The organism is Lentzea cavernae (assembly GCF_014653695.1).
Classification (GTDB): domain Bacteria; phylum Actinomycetota; class Actinomycetes; order Mycobacteriales; family Pseudonocardiaceae; genus Lentzea; species Lentzea cavernae.
In genome coordinates, this window is record NZ_BNAR01000004.1 from 287964 (window position 1) to 307172 (window position 19209).

Annotated in this window: 19 protein-coding genes; 10 read left to right on the top strand and 9 right to left on the bottom strand. The window is 69.4% G+C overall.

Features of this window, described 5'->3' with window-relative positions; all coding sequences use genetic code 11:
• Positions 1-4 precede the first annotated feature (4 nt).
• The 3 genes from IE307_RS15370 (at position 5) to IE307_RS15380 (ending at position 3183) form a co-directional block, all read left to right on the top strand.
• Positions 5-1483, top strand: coding sequence for a carboxylesterase/lipase family protein (locus IE307_RS15370; RefSeq protein WP_191298622.1), 1479 nt, complete (start codon positions 5-7; stop codon positions 1481-1483).
• A 105-nt stretch (positions 1484-1588) separates the two neighbouring features.
• Positions 1589-2875 (top strand): hypothetical protein, encoded by a 1287-nt coding sequence (locus tag IE307_RS15375; protein ID WP_191298623.1) that lies wholly within the window; start codon positions 1589-1591, stop codon positions 2873-2875.
• Positions 2876-2919: 44 nt separating this feature from the next.
• Positions 2920-3183 (top strand): hypothetical protein, encoded by a 264-nt coding sequence (locus tag IE307_RS15380; RefSeq protein ID WP_191298624.1) that lies wholly within the window; start codon positions 2920-2922, stop codon positions 3181-3183.
• 6 nt (positions 3184-3189) lie between these two features.
• On the opposite strand, the gene IE307_RS15385 is transcribed toward IE307_RS15380, so the two are convergent.
• A complete protein-coding gene (locus IE307_RS15385; protein ID WP_191298625.1) occupies positions 3190-3564 on the bottom strand; it encodes a hypothetical protein in 375 nt (124 codons plus the stop codon).
• A 106-nt stretch (positions 3565-3670) separates the two neighbouring features.
• Entirely contained in the window at positions 3671-4138 is a 468-nt protein-coding gene (locus tag IE307_RS15390) for a hypothetical protein (RefSeq protein WP_191298626.1), read from the bottom strand.
• On the opposite strand from IE307_RS15390, the gene IE307_RS15395 reads away from it, so the two are divergent.
• The 3 genes from IE307_RS15395 to IE307_RS15405 all read left to right on the top strand — a co-directional run bounded on the left by IE307_RS15395 (position 4118) and on the right by IE307_RS15405 (position 7215).
• Positions 4118-4690: a hypothetical protein gene (locus IE307_RS15395; RefSeq protein WP_191298627.1), complete on the top strand. Its 573-nt coding sequence runs from the start codon at positions 4118-4120 to the stop codon at positions 4688-4690. The two genes, IE307_RS15390 and IE307_RS15395, sit on opposite strands and share 21 nt — an antisense overlap.
• Positions 4691-4939: 249 nt before the next feature.
• Positions 4940-5773 carry an alpha/beta fold hydrolase gene (locus IE307_RS15400; RefSeq protein ID WP_191298628.1) on the top strand — a complete coding sequence of 278 codons (834 nt, stop codon included), beginning with the start codon at positions 4940-4942 and terminating at the stop codon, positions 5771-5773.
• A 44-nt stretch (positions 5774-5817) separates the two neighbouring features.
• On the top strand, positions 5818-7215 hold the full coding sequence (locus IE307_RS15405) for a cytochrome P450 (protein ID WP_191298629.1): 1398 nt from the start codon (positions 5818-5820) through the stop codon (positions 7213-7215).
• A 9-nt stretch (positions 7216-7224) separates the two neighbouring features.
• Here the strand turns inward: IE307_RS15405 and IE307_RS15410 are convergent, their stop codons facing one another.
• Together IE307_RS15410 and IE307_RS15415 are read right to left on the bottom strand one after the other, a co-directional pair.
• Complete coding sequence (locus IE307_RS15410) at positions 7225-7908, bottom strand: response regulator (RefSeq protein ID WP_191298630.1); 684 nt, start codon at positions 7906-7908, stop codon at positions 7225-7227.
• Positions 7905-9134: a sensor histidine kinase gene (locus IE307_RS15415; protein WP_191298631.1), complete on the bottom strand. Its 1230-nt coding sequence runs from the start codon at positions 9132-9134 to the stop codon at positions 7905-7907. Before IE307_RS15415 ends, IE307_RS15410 begins: the two co-directional genes overlap by 4 nt.
• Positions 9135-9269: 135 nt before the next feature.
• On the opposite strand from IE307_RS15415, the gene IE307_RS15420 reads away from it, so the two are divergent.
• The 3 genes from IE307_RS15420 (at position 9270) to IE307_RS15430 (ending at position 12242) form a co-directional block, all read left to right on the top strand.
• A complete protein-coding gene (locus IE307_RS15420) occupies positions 9270-10406 on the top strand; it encodes a serine hydrolase domain-containing protein (protein WP_191298632.1) in 1137 nt (378 codons plus the stop codon).
• A 66-nt stretch (positions 10407-10472) separates the two neighbouring features.
• Entirely contained in the window at positions 10473-11396 is a 924-nt protein-coding gene (locus IE307_RS15425) for a helix-turn-helix domain-containing protein (RefSeq protein WP_191298633.1), read from the top strand.
• 150 nt (positions 11397-11546) lie between these two features.
• Positions 11547-12242 carry a GAF and ANTAR domain-containing protein gene (locus IE307_RS15430; protein WP_191298634.1) on the top strand — a complete coding sequence of 232 codons (696 nt, stop codon included), beginning with the start codon at positions 11547-11549 and terminating at the stop codon, positions 12240-12242.
• Between the two features lie 46 nt (positions 12243-12288).
• Here IE307_RS15430 and IE307_RS15435 read toward each other — a convergent pair whose 3' ends face one another.
• The 5 genes from IE307_RS15435 to IE307_RS15455 form a co-directional block, all read right to left on the bottom strand.
• On the bottom strand, positions 12289-13503 hold the full coding sequence (locus tag IE307_RS15435) for a putative PEP-binding protein (RefSeq protein WP_229904728.1): 1215 nt from the start codon (positions 13501-13503) through the stop codon (positions 12289-12291).
• 133 nt (positions 13504-13636) lie between these two features.
• Positions 13637-15454: an FAD/NAD(P)-binding protein gene (locus tag IE307_RS15440; RefSeq protein WP_229904729.1), complete on the bottom strand. Its 1818-nt coding sequence runs from the start codon at positions 15452-15454 to the stop codon at positions 13637-13639.
• 124 nt (positions 15455-15578) lie between these two features.
• Positions 15579-16643: a cobalamin-independent methionine synthase II family protein gene (locus tag IE307_RS15445; protein WP_191298636.1), complete on the bottom strand. Its 1065-nt coding sequence runs from the start codon at positions 16641-16643 to the stop codon at positions 15579-15581.
• 127 nt (positions 16644-16770) lie between these two features.
• The gene (locus IE307_RS15450; protein ID WP_191298637.1) at positions 16771-17295 is read right to left on the bottom strand and encodes a DUF6239 family natural product biosynthesis protein; all 525 of its coding nucleotides are present in this window, start codon (positions 17293-17295) and stop codon (positions 16771-16773) included.
• A 1-nt stretch (position 17296) separates the two neighbouring features.
• A complete protein-coding gene (locus IE307_RS15455) occupies positions 17297-17851 on the bottom strand; it encodes a hypothetical protein (protein WP_191298638.1) in 555 nt (184 codons plus the stop codon).
• Positions 17852-18032: 181 nt separating this feature from the next.
• Between IE307_RS15455 and IE307_RS15460 the strand changes: the two genes are divergently transcribed.
• Positions 18033-19205, top strand: a complete 1173-nt coding sequence (locus tag IE307_RS15460; protein ID WP_191298639.1) for an acyl-CoA dehydrogenase family protein — start codon at positions 18033-18035, stop codon at positions 19203-19205.
• Positions 19206-19209: the final 4 nt, after the last annotated feature.

Below are 19209 nucleotides of genomic sequence, written 5' to 3' on the forward strand. Positions count from 1 at the left end.
CCCCATGGAGGTCACCACCACCCGAGGCGCCGTGCGCGGGCTCAGCCTGGACGGCGTCACGAGCTTCCGCGACATCCCGTACGCGGCCGCTCCCGTCGGTGCCGCCCGGTTCGCAGCGCCCGCGGAGCACGAGCCGTGGAAGGGCGTGCGCGATGCGACCGCTTTCGGCCCCACTGCACCACAATCACCCCGTGTGCTCGGCGTCATGGACCTGCGCGCCTACTTCGGCGAGGGATGGCATCGGGGAGAGGACTACCTCACGGTCAACGTCTGGACCCCTGCTCCAGCGCGCACCGGCCTGCCCGTCATGGTGTTCGTGCACGGCGGCGGTTTCGTCGCGGGTTCCGGCCGGGCCGAAATGTACGACGGAACGGCCTTCGCCCGTGACGGCGTCGTCCTCGTCACGGTGAACTACCGCCTCGGCATCGCGGGTTTTCTCGACCTCCCAGGCGCTCCGGCCAACCGCGGCCTGCTCGACGTCGTGGCGGCCCTGCGCTGGGTGCGGGAGAACATCGCGGGTTTCGGCGGTGATCCCGGCAACGTCACGGTCTTCGGCCAGTCCGCGGGGGCCACCATCGTCGGTGGGATCATGGCGTTCCCCCAAGCCGCGGGGCTCTTCCGGCGCGCGATCGTCCAAAGTGGAAGCGGTCTGGGCGCGTTCACCGGCGAGCAGGCGTCTCTGGTCAGCCGCGCGGCTGCCGGTCTGCTCGGTGTGGAACCCCACGCCGACGCGTTCGCGGACATCTCCGACGACCGGCTCGTCGACGCGGCCTCGCGCCTCGCCGGCATCGGCCTGAGCACCGCGACGCACACCGATCCGTTGCTGGGCCTCAGTCCTTTCAGCCTGGTCCTCGACGTGCAACCGGCGGACGCGATCGCCGCCGGACTCGGTGCCGGCATCGACCTGCTCATCGGCACGAACGCCGAGGAGGGCAACCTCTACCTGGTCCCCGTCGGCAAGTACGCGGACTCAACCAGTGCCGACGTCGACGCGGTGGCCGCCCAGGCGCATCAGAACCCCGATCGGCTCACGAAGACATACCGTGACCAACGACCGGCCGCCACCGACGCGGAGATCCGCTCGGCGGTCCTCGGCGACGCGCTCTTCGGCGCGGGCACCTGGGCACTCATGGAGGCACATGCCGCGCGGGCGACCACGTTCGCGTACGAGTTCGCATGGCGATCCCCCGCGCTCAACGGGGATCTCGGTGCAACCCACACGGTCGAACTTCCTTTCGTGTTCGGGCGAACGGACCTCCCGTCCCTGCGAGGACCGAACAGGGTCCTGGGTGACCAGGAACCACCGGCGTCACTGGCCGAACACGTCCACGACAGCTGGGTCCGCTTCGCGCACAGCGGGGATCCGGGCTGGCCGGCGTTCACGGAGCAGAGCCGCACCACGATGCGTCTCGACGTGGACGGTGGCCCGGTCGACGATCTCCGTGGTGCGGAACGCCGGGCGTGGAGCCGCAGCACCGGGTGACCACAGCTCGTTTCCGCCTCGGCAGGCTGGTTTGCCGCGCCGCGCGTCCTGAGTGAGTAGATCTGCGGATGTCCGCGCGGCGGCGACCGGTGCGAGAGTGGCCGGGTGGACGAGATGGGGGCTCGGCGCCGGTGGTGGCTGCAGATCGCGCTGGCGGGGATCACGGGCGCGGTGATGGTGCCGATCGGGACCGGTGCGGTCATCGCCGGCATGTTCGCGGGGACGGCCGGGTTCGCCGCCACGGCGCTCCTCGTCGTGGTGCTGTTCGTGGCGCTGATGGCCCTCGTGGCCCAGGTGGCGCCCGAGGAGTCGCGGTTCGGCGGCAGTGGTGGCGGGCGGGTGTTCTGGGCGGTGCTCGTCGCGACCGCGGGCACCGTGCTGTGGCTGGTGGGCTGGTCGATCAGCGACGAGGCGCGGCTCGGCCTCAGCGACTCGGCGGCCCGGTGGATGCCCGCGACCGCCCTGCTCTTCGCGCTGGTGGCGGGCGTGCTGCTGCGCCGGTGGTACCTGGCGCTCGGGTCGGTGGCCGCACTGACAGTCTCCGGCCTGGTGCTGCTCCAGGCGCTCGCCGCGACGCTGCCGTCCGACGTGGACCGGCGAGCGGAGGGGGTCGACCTCGACTCGCTCCTGGTCGCCACGGTGCCGGGGTACGGCGTGGTGTCGAACCAGCTGTCGTGGCAGCTGAGGCCGCTCGACGTGGATCCCAACGTCACCCCGCCGTCGCCGTTCGTGCAGCTACACGCGGTGGACGACGAGCCGGACTGCCAGATCGACCCGTACCAGACGAGGTACCCGGCCGGCCCGGCCTGCGAGGTCGAGCGCCCCGGCCTGTTCTTCGTGCAGGGCCAGGACAGCAACGCCTACGCCCACCGGGTCGACGGCCGGCGGCTGGTCCTCGTCGCCCCGAAGTCGTTCGACCGTGACGCGCTGCGGAACGCACTGCTCAGCGCACGCGCAACAGAACCCGCCGGGTCGTTCATCGCGACCGTGCCCGCCTACACGGCGACGTCGGTCTCCTCGCAGCTCACCGTCTTCACCCCGGACGACCGGACGCTGCTGCCCGGCGCCCGGAACATCGAGTTTTCCACTCGCACCTCGTTCGACGGCCAGTGCACCTACGGCGCACTGGAGTGCGTGGTCGAGTCACCGTCGTTGCTGCGCTACGAGCGTTTCGAGGACACCCACACGGTCGTCCGGCCGGTGGGCGGCAAGGAGGTGACCGTCCGGGGAGGCCTGGCGGTCGGCCGGGACGTGCTGCGCACCGCCGCCCTGGCCGCGCACCCGCCCTCGGACGACGAGCTGCGGGCGATGCTGCCGCAGGAGCGGCCGTCCACGCCGGATCGTTCCCCGATGTGGCTGGCGCGTGAGGTGGCCCGCACCCTCTTCGGATGACGGCGTCGCCTCCATCGCCGCGGGAACCGCCCTCGGAGTCCTTTGTGGAGAAAACTGGGAACTGCTCGCCCCACCGGACTATTGCCTGCGGTGCGGCCCTGGAACCGACGGGCGGCCGGAGCGGTTTCGCCGCACTCGCCGTGCCCGCAGCACTGGTGAAGGTGACCGTGAAGCTGTTCGACGCCACCGCGGCACCGCTGCTGGAAGGCACGGCGGAGGCGACGGCGACGACCGGGACGGCGCCGTGCGGCGGCGAAGGCAGGCAGATCGCGCTCGTGGTCACCCCGGCCGGAGTCACCGCTTCCTGATCCGGCTCAGCTGGTCCACGGGCGACCTCGCGAGTCGATCACGGTCACGTCCGGAGGAATGCCGAACGCGACAAGTGACCCGAGGATCGTCGGCCTCACCCCCGCCAGTTCGATGAGAACGCCGTTCCCGAGTTTGCGGCGCAACAACTTCACGAGCATGACCAGTTGGGCACCGGGGACGCTGGGAGCGCCGTCCAGATCGATCGTGAGCTTCTTGATGGCGCGAAGACCTGGTTCATCGGGGTCGTCCGCCATCGCCGCCTGCACCCTGGACACGATGGCCGACAGGTACTTCCGCAGTTCGCGAACCTCGTGCGGGGCGAGTCGCAGTCGATGAGCGCCTCGCGGCGGGCTCTGGACGTCGCTGAACGACCTCGTCACTTGATGCCTCCTTGCGTTGTTGCCAGATGAGTCACCGGTAGGCCAGCGAGATGCTTGTACCGATTCCAGGATGCTGCGGATAGAGAGCAAACCGGTTGTCCGGAAACTACAATCGCCGGTCAGTGGTTGTCGGTTTCCGACACCTCCGCCGCAACACGATCTCTTCTACTGAGGCCGTCACCGCGGCGTCAGCACGCCGCCCGGTCCGAGCGTCGCGCCAATCGGCACCACCGTCGAACCCTTCGGGCGCGTCGACCGCCACCCGGTGCTCGGCGGCCAGGCGTCGCAGGGTGGCCAGATCAGCGCCGTGCACCTCGCCGCCGTACTCGTCTTGCTGCTCCACCCGGCGCACCGCTTGCGAATTGAGCTGATGTGCCTTCGAGTTCAGTGTTCGTTCAATCTGCGTCCAGTCCGCCAAGTGAGCCTGGTCTGCGTCAACAAAGGATGTCGGAGCCGAGCAACCAGTGCTTTTCAGGCCGACATCTCCGCACAACGCACGGCGAAACACACCGAACGGCGCTTGTCCGATCACGACAACCAAAGGGGTGTTCCAGTGTTCGCACGCTTCAAACACCTGCTCATCTCCGCCGTGGCGGCCACGATCGCAATCGTGATCGCGGCTCCGGCGGCGTCGGCGGCGGAGCCGCCTGACAAGTCGGCGTTGAACACCGGCTCGTCGTACAGCGCGACGGACGTCAGGACCAACGCGTGGCCGATCACTCCTCCCGGCGCGTTTCCCCCTGGCACTCCCTGCTACCGCGAGGAGGTCGTCGAGCCCATCTACGAGACCGGCCAGGGGCAGTTGATGTACGAGTTCTACTTCGGGGCGAACGTGTGCATCTTCAGCGACCGCATCGTCGTGTACGACCCCGAGTCCGAGGTGATCTACCCCGGCGGACAGCAGGACGTGCGGCTGGCGTCGGTGACGTACTCGATCCGGAACACGATCGTGCCGGTCGACAACCCGTCCACGCCGAACGACGTGTACACCTACTCGGCGCTCAACGTGATCTTCTGTCCCGATCTGCCGCGGCCCAGCGCGTGCCAGCAGTACCACCACCAGTTGGGCCTCGAGTTCACCCGCGGCTGGGTCTACCCCATCGGCCGCTTCGACCGGATCTCCTGATCTCGCGGAGAACCGGGTGCACGAACGGAAGGGCGGGACCGCCGATTGCGCATGGGTAAACGGGCTGTTGTCGAGAGCGCACTTGTCGCTGTGTTGATCGCCATTTAGATTCGACAGGGAGTTCACGGCTGCATGCCGAGTAGCGAACGAAGTGCGAGAAACTACTTCACACCAACACTTCTCGCACTTCGTCCTGCCCGCATCAGCTGACGCGATAGCGAATCAAGACACTGAACAAGAGGACTTCGAGTGCAGCAGTCGAGCGTTGAGATCAACGGGCAGCGGATCAGCTACCTGGAATCTTCTCCCGGTCCGGGGCACGAGGACGCCCGCACGGTGGTGTTCGTCCACGGGAACTCCTCGTCGGCCAAGACCTGGCTTCCGGTGGTGCAAGGGGACTTCGGCAGGCGCTTCCGGTGTCTCGCGGTGGACCTGCCGGGTCACGGTCAGTCCGAACCGGCTCGCGACCACGCCGACTACTCGTTGCCGGGATACGCCTCCGTGCTCATCGGGTTCGCGAAGGAACTCGGGGTCACCGACGCGGTCTTCGTCGGTTGGAGCCTCGGTGGGCAGATCGTGCTGGAGGCGGCTCCTGAGCTGCCGGAGGCGGCCGGTTTCGTCATCTTCGGGGCGCCTCCGGTCGCCACGCCCGCTCAGATGGGTGAGGCGTTCCTGCCCCATCCGGCGATGGGGGCGCTATTCAGCGAGCACGTCAGCAAGGACGAGGCGGAGTTGGCCGCGGCCAGCTTCACGGCACCGGGTTCCGGGTTGGACCTGGACGAGGTCGTCGCGGACATCCTGGCCACTGACGGTGCGGCCCGTGCCGCGCTCGGGGCCAGTGCGGGTGCCGGTCGGTTCGCTGACGAGCTCGCGATCGTTGCGGCGCTGCGTCAGCCGGTGGCGGTCCTGCACGGCGCCGAGGAGCAGTTGGTCAGCCTGGAGTACCTGCGCGGGCTGGACTTTCCCGCGTTGTGGCGTGGTGAGGTGCAGGTCATTCCCGGCGCTGGTCATGCTCCGCACCTGGAGGCGCCGGAGGCGTTCGTCGCGCTGCTCGCCGGCTTCGCGGTGGACCTCGCAGGATGACCGGGGTCCGGAACGAGGCGGTTCGCGGCGGCGAGGTCCGGTCGATGAGCGTTTCCGAGCTGCCTGAGCCGCGCGGGCTTCCGCTCGTCGGGCACGTGCCGGCGTTGGCTCGTGGGGGTGTCATCCACCGGGTGTTGCACGAGTGGTGTGATCAGCACGGGCCGACGTTCCGCATTCGGCTGGGCACTCAGACCGTCGTGGTGACGGCTTCGCCCGAGATCATCGGCACTGTGCTGCGCGAGCGGCCGGAGAAGTACCGGCGCGGGCAGGCGATGGGGCGTTTGATCGCCGAGCTGGGGGCGGCCGGGTTGTTCGACGCGGAAGGTGACGACTGGCGGGCACTGCGCAAGATTGCGATGAAGGGGCTCAACGCCGGCTATCTCCGGGAGTCCTTCGGCGTGATCAGCCGTTCGACCGGCAGGTTGCGCGAGCAGTGGTCGGCGGCTGCCGCGGCAGGTGAGGTCGTGCCGGTGCTGGACGATCTGATGCGCTACACGCTCGAGATGACGGTCGGCATGACCATGGACCACGACCTGGACGCGGTGCGGCGGCGGGGTGAGGACGGGCCGCACCGGCACCTGCCCCAGGTGCTGACGACGTTGGGGCAGCGGCTGAACAGTCCTGTGCCGTACTGGCGGTGGGTGCGGCTGCCCGGTGATCGTCGGGCTGACGCCGCCGTTGAGGAGTTCAGCGCTCTGATCCGGGATCGGTACGTGCGAGCGAAGGAGCTGATCGCCGGCGGAAAGCGGCCCGGCACGTTCCTGGAGTCGCTCGCCGAGGCGGAGCGCGACGGTGGAGACGTCACGGAGGAACGTGTTGTCAGCGCCGTGTTGAACATGATCATCGCGGGTGAGGACAACATCGCCGCGACCACGGCGTGGGCGATGCATTACCTCGCGACCCACCCCGAGGTTCAGCGGCTCGTGCGGGAGGAGGCCGCCGAGGTCCTCGGCGAGGATGCGCACCCGGCGGATCCGTTTGTCGTGGCGCGGCTCAAGTACGCCGAGGCCGTGGTCAACGAGACGATCCGATTGCGTCCGACGGCGCCGTACCTCCTGCTGGAGGCCATGACGGACACCGTCTTGGCCGACAGCACGATGGAACTGTCCGTTGCTCGCGGCACTCATGTCATGCCACTGCTGGGTTACCGGTCGGACAGCGACGCGCAGAAGTATCCGAACCCCGGTGAGTTCGATCCTGGACGGTGGCTGGCCGAGCCTGCGGAACAGGCGGAAGGGGCACCGTCGTTCCTGCCGTTCGGCGCTGGTCCGCGTTTCTGTCCCGGTCGCAACCTGGCGCTTCTCGAAGCCACCGTCTTCGTCTCGATGGCGTGCCACAACTTCGTGATCGAGGCCGACACCTCGGGTGGGCCCGTGGGAGAGAAGCTGACCTTCGTCGTGCTGCCGACCAATCTCAGCGTTCGGCTGAGGTCGGTTCGGTGACAACCGGTGTCACAGGCCAGAGGTGTTGTGCGGTTCTATGAGGCCGTAGTGATGTGCGAAGCGCACGGCGTGCACGCGGTCACGTAGGCCGAGCTTGGACAGGATGCGCGAGACGTGCGTTTTGATCGTTTCGCCGCTGACGAAGAGCTGGTCGCAGATTTCGGCGTTCGTGAATCCCGCGGCCATCAGCAGGAACACCTCGTGCTCGCGTGCGGTGAGACGTTCGAGGCCGGGTGCGGCGGTGCGCGCCGGGGCGCTCGCGGCCAGGGTTTCGGCCAGTCGCGGCGCGAGCCGGCGGGTGATCGTCGGGTCGATGTAGGTGTCGCCCCTGGCCGCGACGCGGATGGCGGTGACCAGTTCTTCGGGGGGCAGGCTCTTGAGCAGGAAGGCGTTCACGCCCGAGGCCAGTGCCGTCCGGACGTACTCGTCGGTGTCGAAGGTGGTCAGCAGGGCGATCTTGAGGGGATCGATCCGCGCGGCGCGGAGTTCGCGGGCCGCCGCCAGGCCGTCCAGCTTGGGCATGCGCACGTCGAGGACGGCCACGTCCGGTCGCAGGGAGCGGGCCGTTTCGACCGCGCTGTACCCGTCCCCCACGTCGGCGACGCACTCCATGTCCGGCTGCGCGTCGAGCACCGCGCGCAGGCCGGACCGGAACACCGCGTGGTCGTCGGCGATCAAGATGCGCAGGGTCATGATCCGCTTCCGGCCGGCATCGTCACGGTGGTCTGCCAGTACTGGCCGTCCCCGGCAGGTCCCGCCTGCACCGAGCCGCCCAGCGCCTCGGCCCGCTTGCGCATCCCGTCGAGGCCCAGGCCCATCCCCTGGTGCCCGGCCGGGACGTCGCGCCGGGAGTGTTCCTCGCCGGACCGGATCCGGTTCCGGGCGGTCACCGAGACGTGGTCGTCGCCGTACTCGAGTTCCACGCGGGCCGTCCCTCCGTCGCCGTGCCGCAGCGCGTTGGTCATCATCTCCTGCACCACCCGGTACAGCATGGTGTCGATGCCGCGCTGCACCGGACGGGGGTCGTGGTAGACGACGAAGCTGACCTGGAGTCCGGAGGCCCGCACCCCGTCGAACAGGTCCGGGAGCTTCGCGAGGCCCGGCTGGTCCGGTGACGCCTCCCCCTCGTGCAGCAGCGAGAGCAGTCGCCGCAGGTCGATCATCGCCGCCCGGCTGGACCCCTCCACCGCGGCGAGCGACGTGTGCACCGGGCCGGTGCCGTGGTCCACCAGGTTCAGCCGCGCGGCCGTGGCGTGGACGCCGATCGCGCTCACGTGGTGCGCGATGACGTCGTGCAGGTCGATCGCGATGGCTTCGCGCTCGCGGGTCAGCGCCTGGTCCAGTTCGGCCTCGGCGTCCCGCACGGCGGCCTCCCGCTGGTTGCGGAGCTCGTCCACGTACTCCTTGCGCGCGGTGGTGTAGCGGCCGACCAGCCACGGCAGCAGCGCGTTGGCGACGACCAGCGACAGCACGGTCACGGGCTCGCTCAGACCGCTGATCAGCAGTGACGACAGCACGCCGGCGGCGAGGACGACCAGCGACCCGGTGGCGGGGCGGCCCCGCAACCACGCGCCGGCGCGGTAGCCCGCGACCAGTTGGCCGGCGGTGCTCGCGCTTCGGCCTGGGAGGGCGACGGCCAGCACCGGGACGAGGACCGCGTGGACGAGCGCGACCCACCCGGACAATCGCGGGGACGTCGCCAGCGCCGCGTCGGCGACGACGATCCCGGCCAGGAACACGAGGTTCGCCGGCCCGAGATCGGGGCCGCGCGTCGCGAAGCTGACCACGTCGGTCACCAGGCACGCGGCCGCCACCACGATCGACTGCCGGGCCAGCGAACGGGCCACCGGCTGATCGTCCTCCGACCGGTGCACCCGTCGGGCCGCCGTCCTGGCGAGGGCCGTCACGCTGCTGAACATCCGGTCATTGTGTCGACGCGCGCAATGGCGGTAGTCACCCCGCAGGGGGATAAATGATCACGGCGCAGGGCGACGATCAGCGCGTTCCGGCTCCCTAGCGTTCTCTCCACCAGCTCATCCGCGGAGGGACCTCTCGTGAAGATCGGTATGACCGGCAAGCTCGCCGCACTCGCCTGCGGCCTGGCGCTGTTGGTGTCGTCGTGTGGTTCGGATGCGGCCCCGGCGGCACAGCAGCCAGGAGGTGTCGTGCAGCCTGAACTGGACGAGCTCACCTCGGCCGGCGGCGTTCCCGGCGCCGAGGCGCTCCTGCGGGACGAGGACCAGGTGCGCACCTCGACCAGCGGTGTCGCGAACCTCGCCGACAAGACGCCGATGATCTCCGACGGCCGGATCCGCGCGGGCAGCATCACCAAGTCCTTCGTGGCCACCGTGGTCCTGCAGTTGTCGGCGGAGGGCAAGGTGGACCTGGACGCGCCGATCGACAGGTACCTGCCGGGGCTGGTGGCCGGCAACGGCAACGACGGCACGAAGATCACCGTCCGCCAGCTCCTGCAGCACACCAGCGGGTTGCCGAACTACCTGGGCAAACTCGCGAGCATCGACCCCGAGACACTCCGCAACCAGGGAGCGAATCCCGCCGACCTGATCGCCACGGCCGTGCAACAGCCCCCGCTCTTCGCCCCCGGCACGGCGTGGACCTACTCCAACACCAACTACATCGTGCTCGGCATGCTGGTCGAGAAGGTCTCCGGTGACCGCCTCGCGCACCAGATCGACTCGCGCGTCGTCCGTCCCCTGAACCTGACCAGCACCTACCTCCCGGAACGCGGCGACACCAAGCTTCCCGAACCGCACCCCGTCGGTTACGTGCCCGGGAAGAGCGGCGTGATCGACTTCAGCGACTACGACTCGACCCTCGCGTGGGCGGCGGGCGGGCTGATCTCCACGTCGAGGGACATCACGACGTTCTACGACGCACTGCTGGGCGGCCGCATCCTGCCGCCCGCCCAGCTGAAGGAGATGAAGACGGCCGTGCCCGCGCCGAACCTCGGGGTGGCGAACGCGTCCTACGGCCTCGGCCTGTTCACCGTGCCCCTCCCCTGCGGCGGCCAGTACTGGGGCCACGAAGGATCCACCTTCGGTTACATGTCGATGGCCGGCGTCGGCCCGGACGGCCGCGTCGCCGTCATCGCGGTGAACGCCTACCCCGTGAAGCCCGAGACCTCGGCCGCCGTCATGTCGACGTTCGCCACCGCGCTGTGCAACAAGTGACCCGCTTTCGGTGGCTGTTCTGACAGCGGTTGACCTTCCAGTGGCTGCAAGGTCGAGGATCTCGGCATGGACGAACGCACGGACCTGCTCACCATCGGCCGGCTCGCACGCAGCACGGGCATCTCAGCGCGCACTCTGCGCTTCTGGTCGAACGAGGGGGTCATCGCGCCGGCAGGCCGCTCAGCAGGTGGTTACCGGCTCTACGACGCCGAGTGCGTGGCCCGCGTCGAGCTCGCCCGCACCCTGAGGGAGCTGGGTCTCGGGCTCGACGAGGTGCGCGACGTCCTCGAACGCAGGGCGACGGTCGCCGAGGTCGCCGCGGCGCACGTGGCCGCGATCGACACGAGGATCCGCGCCCTCAAGGTGAGCCGGGCCGTGTTGTCCACCGTGTCGAAACGTCAGTCCACTCTCGAGGAGACAGCACTCATGAACCGGTTGGCCCGGCTTTCCTCCACCGAACGCGCGCAGATCATCGACGACTTCAAGGCGGACGTGTTCGGACGCCTCGACATCGAACAACGGTTGCGCGAGCGGGTGAGCGCGCTCGACATCGACCTGCCGGACGATCCCACACCCGACCAGGTGGACGCCTGGATCGAGCTGGCGGAACTGCTGCAGGACGCCGATTTCCGCGCTCGCCTGGGAATCTTCCTGGAGCTCAACACGCCCACCGGTGATCGGAAGGCGCCGCCCGGCGCGACCATCTGGTGGGCGCGGCAGGTGGTGAACGAGGTCGCGCGGGTGAGGGAGGAAGGCGTCGCCCCGGACGACCCCGCCGCCACGGAGTTGATCTCCAGGATGTTCGGTGACGCCGATCCGGGCGAGGTGCTCGCCTCCCTGGAGTCGGGGATCAGCGCGGGCGCCGAACGCTACCGCCGGTTGGTCAGCCGGGTGCGGGGACGGGCCGGCGCGCCGGACGCGACCGAAGAACTGCACTGGCTGGCCACCGCTCTGCGGAGCGCGACCGGAGGAGAAGCCGCGCGGAAATGACCACCGCGGTCGAGGTGCGCCCATCGGCATGGACACCTCGGCTCACCTGAGAGCCGTCCCGACGCGCCGGGATGCAACGTGTGGTGCGCTCCATCCGATAATTCGGCAAGGTAGGACGATCAGTGTCCCGATCTTGGTGGTGGAGGCATCATGAGCACGACCGATGGCGGCAGCTTGAGACAACTCGCTGACACGCTCAGCGGAGTCGCACGGACCTTGCAGGCGGAACCGGACGTCGAGACGACCCTGAGCGCGATCGTCAAGGCCGCGATCGACTACGTCGACGGTGCCGAGCACGCGGGAGTCTCACTCGTCGAACGCGGCAGGATCCGGACCGTCGCGCCGACATCGGAGATCGTCAGGACGATCGACCAGCTGCAGTACGACCTCCGCGAAGGGCCGTGCGTGGACGCGATCGCCGAGCACCAGACCTACCGGGTCGGTGACGTCGGTGACGAGCCGCGGTGGCGGGCGTTCGGGCCTGCCGCGGCCGAAGAGGGGATCCACTCCCTGCTGTCGTACCGGCTGTTCGTGACGGATCGGACGCTGGGTGCGCTCAACCTGTACTCGAGCCGTGTCGACGCGTTCGACCAGAAGACCGAGGACGACGGCACGTTGTTCGCCACGCATGCCGCCATCGCGCTGGTCGGTGCGCAACGTGAGGCGCAGCTGGGCATCGCCATCGAGAACCGCGACATCATCTCGACGGCCAAGGGCATTCTCATGGAACGTCACGACGTCGATGACGCTGCCGCGTTCCGCATGTTGGTGGAGGCCTCGCAGTCGGCCAACCTCAAGTTGCACCAGGCCGCCAGGTGGCTCGTGGAGAACCGGCGCGCCACCTAGGCCTGGGGATCGGCTCCGGCGGATCCCCAGGCGGGAACCAGGCGCGCTACGCGGGGAGCTCCACGGGTCCGGCCAGGTGGCGGAGCTCGGCGTTGCACATCATGATCCGGCGCGTCGGTAGTTGGCGCAGGTAGTGGTCGACGTCGATGCCCAGCGCGAACACGTGCACCGGGACGCCCGAGGCGGTGCCCGACTCCACGATGTCGCGCAGGGCGGCCAGCACGGCCGGGTGGCGGGTCTGGTAGGTCGCCGCGACTCTGTGGTTGCCGCGGTCGGCGGCCAGGTAGAACTGGATGAGGTCCTTGGTGCCCACGAACAGTTCGCTGGCACCGGCCGCGCAGAACTCGGCCGCGGAGTGCACGGCTGCCGGAGTCTCGACGAAGACGCCCAGCGGGGTGTCGTCGGTCAGGCTCAGGTGGTCGCGCAGGCGGAGGAACTCGTTGCTGTCGTTGATGAACGGCACGGCGAAGCTGACGCGGGCGGCGTCGGCGCCGAAATTGTCGGCCACGTGGGCGCGCAGTGCGTGGAACGCGGCCGGGTAGTTGCGTTCCGCCAGCAGCCACCGGGCGCCGTGCAGGCCCATTTCGGGGTTGGGCTCGTTGTCGACCTCGATGCCGGTGGTCATGCGGGCGGCGTCGTCGGAGCGGAGGTCGAGCAGTCTCATCACGAGCCGTTGGCCCGGAAGGAGTTCCTTCACCATCGCGTGCAGTTCCGCGGCCACGGCCTTGCCGTAGCGCTCGGCTTCGTGCGGGCCGGCGCGGAGGGCGTCGATGGGGCTCAGGCCCGCGCTGAGGCAGAGGAACTCCTCGCGGATGAAGTAGCTCGCCACGTGGGGCGTCAGGTCGTTGGTGGTCCGGATGTCCGTGGCGTCGGCGATCACCACGCAGATCGACTCGACGTCGTCGATGCCGGACGCGGTGGGTTCTGGCCGTTGCGGCACGTGTCCGGTGGTGCCGTGGATGATCGAGCCCCGGTCGAGGCGGATGGTGATGTCGCCGGCCAGCGCGTCCAGGTCGTCCGGGTCCACGCGCAGGACGGGGATGCCGCGGGAGCGGCAGAGCGACTGCATGTGGCCGGTGCGGCCACCTCGTGCGCAGATCACGGCGGAGGAGGCCATGATGGCTTCGTAGAGGTCCGGGCGCAGCTCGCCGGTCAGCAGAACGGTGCCGTCGACGGGTTTCCCGGTGCGGTTGCACGTGCCGCGGAAGATCTTCGGGTGTCCGCCGACCAGCACGTCCGCTCGTGTTTCGCGAAAGTTCACAGGCGTCCTTCCACCAGTCCCCGACCGAAGCACCTCGGCCGACGGCGTGTCGACCGGACGGTCCAGGTTGATCTGAGGATGGCAGTCGCCGAACCGGCCCTGCATCTTCCGGAATGCTTGGTGCTCCGCCGCTTCAGCCGGTCTGCTCGTCGAGTCCCAGCAGGGAGCGGAGGTCTCTCGGCGTCACCGAGAGGTCGTTGAGCTTCGTCGTGGCGGCCTCGTTCGCGGCGAACCGCAGTGCGTCGGCGGCCGGGGGGACCTGGCCGTCGCGGGCCAGGGCGTCGCGCACGGCCGCGATGCTCTTGTCGAGCCGGGCCGCCAGTTCCTCGCGGTCGCGCCGTCTTCGTGCGGCCATCCTGTGCGCGTCGAGCGAGACCGCGCTCTCGAACGCTTCGCGTGCCTCGAAGTTCGCCGTCACGTCGACGGGCTGGTCGTCGTAGCGGGATTCGAGGCGGCGCAGCACGTTCGCGGCGACGCCGACCGAGTGGTTCTTGATCGCGGCGAGGTTGAACGCGAACGCGCCGATGCGGCCGTGCCGGACGATCTCGTCGCCCTCCCGGGGACCGCCGACGACGGAGATCGGGCCGGACGGGACACCGGCGGGGCCGAGCAGGACGCCGCACTCGTCGACCTCCACACCGCGACCGGTGCGCTGGTGCCGCACGGCGAGGTCGTTGTCCAGGAGGTTCGTCCAGAGCGCGGAACCGGCCCGCTCGTAGTCCGGCTCCCGGCCGAAGTTCGAGATCACCAGGTCGGCCTCGATCGTCCTCGTCGAGTCCGGTGTGGACACCGTCAGCACCAGCGTGCCGTTCCCCGTGTCCTCGACCTCGCTCACCTTCCCGGTCGTGACGGTGATCTGCCCGTCCCCGGCCATCGCCGCGTCGACCACCTCGGTCGTGTACGCGACGGCGCTCACCCTCAGGGTGGCGAGCACACTGCCGTAGCCGTCGAGGAGCGTGCGCAGATCGGCCGTCGGAACGCATTTCAGGAGTTCGGGCAGGTGCGGCTCCCACGACTTGGCGACCCGTTCGGTCACCACCGCCGGCGCCACGTCGGGGTGTTCCTCGGTGACGACCGCGCAGGCCCGTTCCCACTCGTCCTTGACGTGCTGCACGAGTTGGTCGGGTCCCTGGTAGTCGCCTCGCAGCCGCGGAGGAGGCAGGTCGAGGACCTGGTGGCGGTGGTCCGGCGGGTAGGTGCGGATCGTGAGGCCGGACCGCGAGATCATGTGGATCTTCCCGGTGTGGCCGCGGCGCAGCAGCAGCGCCGCCGAGTCGTACCCGGTGAGCAGCGTGCCGATGATCGCGACGACCGCGTCGCGCCGCACGCCGAGCACGCGTTCGACACCGGCCGCGGAGTAGGGCTGCCGGACGAACGACGGGTGGTCCTGCACCTCGGGCGCGAACGGGAGCGCCCGCTGCTCCAGCCCCGTCGCGATGACGAGGTGGTCGGCCCGGATCACCACCGGGGAGGACACGGCGTCGCCGAGTGCCTTCGGCAGCGCGAAGTTCTCCACCACGACGCGCACGTCGTCCGCGCCGGCCGTCACGTCGACGACCTCGCCGTCGACCTCCACGAGCGTCACGCCCTCCGCGGCCTCGCGTGCGGCTTCGGCGAGGCGGTCGGCCAGGTAGTCGGCGTAGATCCGGCGCGGCGCGGGCCCGGACTCGGTGAACGCGACGTCGCGCCACTCCGGTGGCCAGCCGGTCCGGTCGGCACCGGTGTTGGCCCACGCCACGAAGTCGTCGACGTCCTCGCGGAACATCGACATGCGTCCGGCCTGGATGTTGAACACGTGGTGCCAGGGGTTGCCCGCGGGGTGGTAGGCCACCCCGGCGCTGCGGTGCTCCGGGTGCCGCTCGACCAGCACGACCTGCAGGGGTTCCCCGGCGAACCGGAGGAGCCGGACGGCGGTGGCGGTGCCGCCGAGTCCCGCTCCGACGATCACCACCCGCCGAGATCGATCGGAGAATCCCACCCTGCTCGTCACTCCTGTTCCCCCACCACGTGAAAACGCTCGTCCAAGAAAGCGGGCAAGTCCCCGCGCACGGGGGACCTGCCCTGCCGGTGCCGGCTCAGATGCCCAGTGCCTCCCTCGCCAGGGCGGTGCCCTGCACGCGAGCGGTGATCTTGGCGAACGCCGTGTCGCGGGAGGTCGAGGTGTCGTCGGCGAACGGCGAGAAGCCGCAGTCGTCGCACGTGCCCAGGCGGTCGGCCGGGATGTGCCTGGCCGCCTCGAGAACGCGGTCGCGCACCTCTTCCGGCGTCTCGACCCGCGGGTCGATCGGGTCGATCACGCCGACGAAGACCTGGGCGTCGGCCGGGGCGTGCTCGGCGATGATCCGCAGGACCCGCTCCCGGTCGGGCTCGCTAGCCAGCTGGAGGTAGAAGCGGCCGGCGTGCAGGGAGAAGAGGTCCGGCAGGAGCTCCGCGTAGTCGATGTCGAGGCTGTGGGTCGAGTCCTGGTCGCCACCGGGGCAGGTGTGGACACCGATGCGCCGGCGCTCCTCGGCGGAGAAGCGGTCCAGGACCTCGTTGTTGAGCTCCACGAAGCTGCGCAGCAGGCCGCGGCTCGGGTCGAGCTTGAGCGACAGCCTGCCCTCGGTGAAGTCCAGCTGCACCGAGGAGGCGCCGGCGTCGAGGCAGCGGCGGATGTCGGCCTCGCTCTGGTCGGCGAGGTCGGCGAGGAACTCGTCGCGCGAGTACCCGGCGATCTCGTCGGCCGGGTAGAGCAGGCTCAGCGCGGAAGGGGCGATCACCGCCTGCTTGACCGGCAGGTCGGTGTGCTGCGAGACACCGCGGAAGTACTTCTCCGCGAAGGAGGCGTAGCGGAACGGGCCTTCGGTCAGGCGCGGCAGCTGACGGCTGTGACCGTCGGCGAACGGGATCACCGCGCCGTCACCGGCCAGCGACGTGGCACCGTCGAGCGGGTAGGTGGCGAAGCTCGACTTCGCCTGCTCGCCGTCGGTGACCACGGGTGAGCCGGTGGCCTCGAAACGGCTTATGGTGTCGGCGATCGCCTTCTGCGTCAACGCGTCGAGCTCGGCCTGGCCGATCCGGCCGGACGCGAACGCGGACAGTCCCTCGACCAGTTCGGGGGAACGAGGAATGCTGCCGATCGGCTCGGTTGGAATGAGCAAGACAACCCCTTGGAGCGTGGTGCGAGACAAACCGGAAAATTCGCCCGAAAGCTAGCAGCGCGATCATGGGAAAACATCGGCGCGCGATGCTCTCCACCCGTGTGGTGGATCAAACTGCCGGTTGCCGCTACAGCCGGCCACCCGCTGCCGCCACCATCGCGGTGAACGCCACCACCGACAGGGCGAGAATTCCCGCCGCCACGCGCACCAGGACGAGGCCCGCGCGGGACCTCGGCACGCAGAACGTCAGCCAGGACACCGCGGTCAGCGCCGCCATGAACGCTCCGGCCTGGTCGGCCGGAGCACGCAGCACCGCCGTCGCGAACGCGGCGGCCACGAGCCACGGCGCCACGGCCACCACCCGCACGACCAGGTGCGGAGCACGCCACCAGATCGCGAACGGGACGATGCCCGCGGCGAGCAGGAGCACGATCGCCTGTGGTGGCAGCGCGATCGACGGGTGGAGCAGCATCGCCACCAGGAACGTCGTGGTCGACGCGCCCGTCACCAGCAGCGCGTCGACCCGGCGCGGCGGTGGCGTCACGATCCGCATGAGCGCGAACCCCGCCACCGCCGGCGCCGAGAGGTAGCCGACCAGGTAGAGCAGCACCGGCCCGAACAGCACCGGCACGGTCGAGCCGTGGTCGTGCACTTCAGGCCGCCGCGCCGACCGCGCAGGTGCAGCGCATCTCGGCCCTGTCCTGCGGCGAGGGGCGCATGTGGAAGTACATGGCGACCACCATCGGCACGAACACGATCGCGTTGTAGAACAGGTGCAGCTCCACCCGCGGCAGCACCAGCTGCAGAATGCTGACCGGCACCGGACCACCGAGCAGGTTTCGCCCGGTCAACGCCTGGATCAGCAACAGCAAATGCTCGAAGTGGTGCCAGAACTGGATCCACAGAGCGATTTTCCACCATTTCTTCGCCCGGCCGGTGAATCCCGGCGCCAGTGCGAAGAATCCAATCATCATGATGACCGCGTAGCCGTAGTGCATCCATTCGGACGTCACCAGCCACGGGATCCACAGGCCGAGCACGCCGCCCGCCTGGGGACGTGGCCAGCCCAGCACGAACACCTGGATCGCCTGCACGATGTGCTCGGCCCAGTGCGCGATCACCACGAACGCGAAGAGGTTGAGCGCGACACGGTGCCATCGGTCGTTGAGTGAGCCGGGCGCCGACCGCGCCCCGGCATGAGTTGTCATCTGGCGGCTCCATCCGGGGAGGCGACGAGCGAGCCGGACATTACTGGGCGATCAGCGAGGTTCCTTCTTCCAGATTGCGCAGGTTGTGCATCCAATTCTGCAATTCGAGAGAAGCGCTCCGGCACGGCCCGCTGCCAGGATCGGTGAGCGGGACATCCACACACACTTTCCGGAGGACAGGTTGAACTCCCAGTCGCGCACGGAATTCGTGCAGAACGCCTCGAAACTCGTTCCGCTGCTGCAGTCGCACGCGTTGTGGCACGAGGAGAACCGCCGCCTCCACGACGACGTCGTCGACGCCCTGACCGAGGCCGGCGCCTACCGGATGCGGGTGCCCACCCGCTACGGCGGTCTGGAGACCGACGCCGGCACGACGTTCGAGACGATCAGCCAGCTCGCGCTCGGCGACGGGTCGGCCGCCTGGAACGTCGCGGTCAACGCGGTCAGCTGCTGGCTCGCCGGTCTCTTCCCGGACTCCGTGCAGGACGAGGTGTTCGCCGACCCGGACTCGCGGGTGTGCTCGGTGCTCAGCCCGACGGCGATGGCGACCCCGGTCGACGGCGGCGTGACGATCAAGGGCGGCTGGCAGTTCGTCAGCAACGCGCTGCACAGCAAGTGGCAGGTCGTGCTCGCGATGGGGCCGACGCCCGATGGCAGCAGCCTCTGGCCGTTGATGGCCGTCGTACCGATGTCGGACCTCGGGATCGTGGACGACTGGCACCCGTACGGGCTGCGCGGCACGGGCAGCGTCACGACCGTCGCGGAGGACGTGTTCGTCCCCGCGGAGCGCGTGCTGCCGCTGGTCCTGATCCTGCAGGGCCAGTACGCCTCGCAGGCCAACGCGGGCGCGCCGATGTTCCGCGCGCCGCTGATGGTCACGGGCTCGGCGACGTTCACCGGTGCGGCGATCGGCCTCGCCAACGCGGCCAAGGAGAACTTCTTCGACCGCCTGCCCAACCGCAAGATCACGTACACGAAGTACGAGAGCCAGCGCGAGGCCCCGATCACGCACCTGCAGGTCGCCGAGGCCGCCATGAAGATCGACGAGGCGACGTTCCAGGCCACCCGGCTCGCCGAGCACATCGACGCACGGCAGGCCGACGAGCCGTGGTCCGTGCACGAGCGTGCGCGCGCACGGGTCGCTCTCGGGCGCGTGTTCGACCTCTCGAAGCAGGCGGTGGAGGTGCTGGCCACCGCGAGTGGCGGTTCATCGCTCTACAACACCGTGCCCATCCAACGGATCCTGCGCGACGTCCAGGCGCTCAACATGCACGCGCTCATGCACCCCAACACCAACTACGAGCTGTACGGGCGAGTGCTCTGCGGCCTCGAACCGAACACGGACTACCTCTGACCCA

Bases quoted from the DNA above. Each gene is read 5' to 3' on its own strand.
- IE307_RS15425 (WP_191298633.1), top strand. From the start codon at position 10,473: ATGGACGAACGCACGGACCTGCTCACCATCGGCCGGCTCGCACGCAGC.
- IE307_RS15405 (WP_191298629.1), top strand. From the start codon at position 5,818: ATGAGCGTTTCCGAGCTGCCTGAGCCGCGCGGGCTTCCGCTCGTCGGG.
- IE307_RS15370 (WP_191298622.1), top strand. From the start codon at position 5: ATGGAGGTCACCACCACCCGAGGCGCCGTGCGCGGGCTCAGCCTGGAC.
- IE307_RS15430 (WP_191298634.1), top strand. From the start codon at position 11,547: ATGAGCACGACCGATGGCGGCAGCTTGAGACAACTCGCTGACACGCTC.
- IE307_RS15415 (WP_191298631.1), bottom strand. From the start codon at position 9,134: ATGTTCAGCAGCGTGACGGCCCTCGCCAGGACGGCGGCCCGACGGGTG.
- IE307_RS15410 (WP_191298630.1), bottom strand. From the start codon at position 7,908: ATGACCCTGCGCATCTTGATCGCCGACGACCACGCGGTGTTCCGGTCC.
- IE307_RS15455 (WP_191298638.1), bottom strand. From the start codon at position 17,851: ATGACAACTCATGCCGGGGCGCGGTCGGCGCCCGGCTCACTCAACGAC.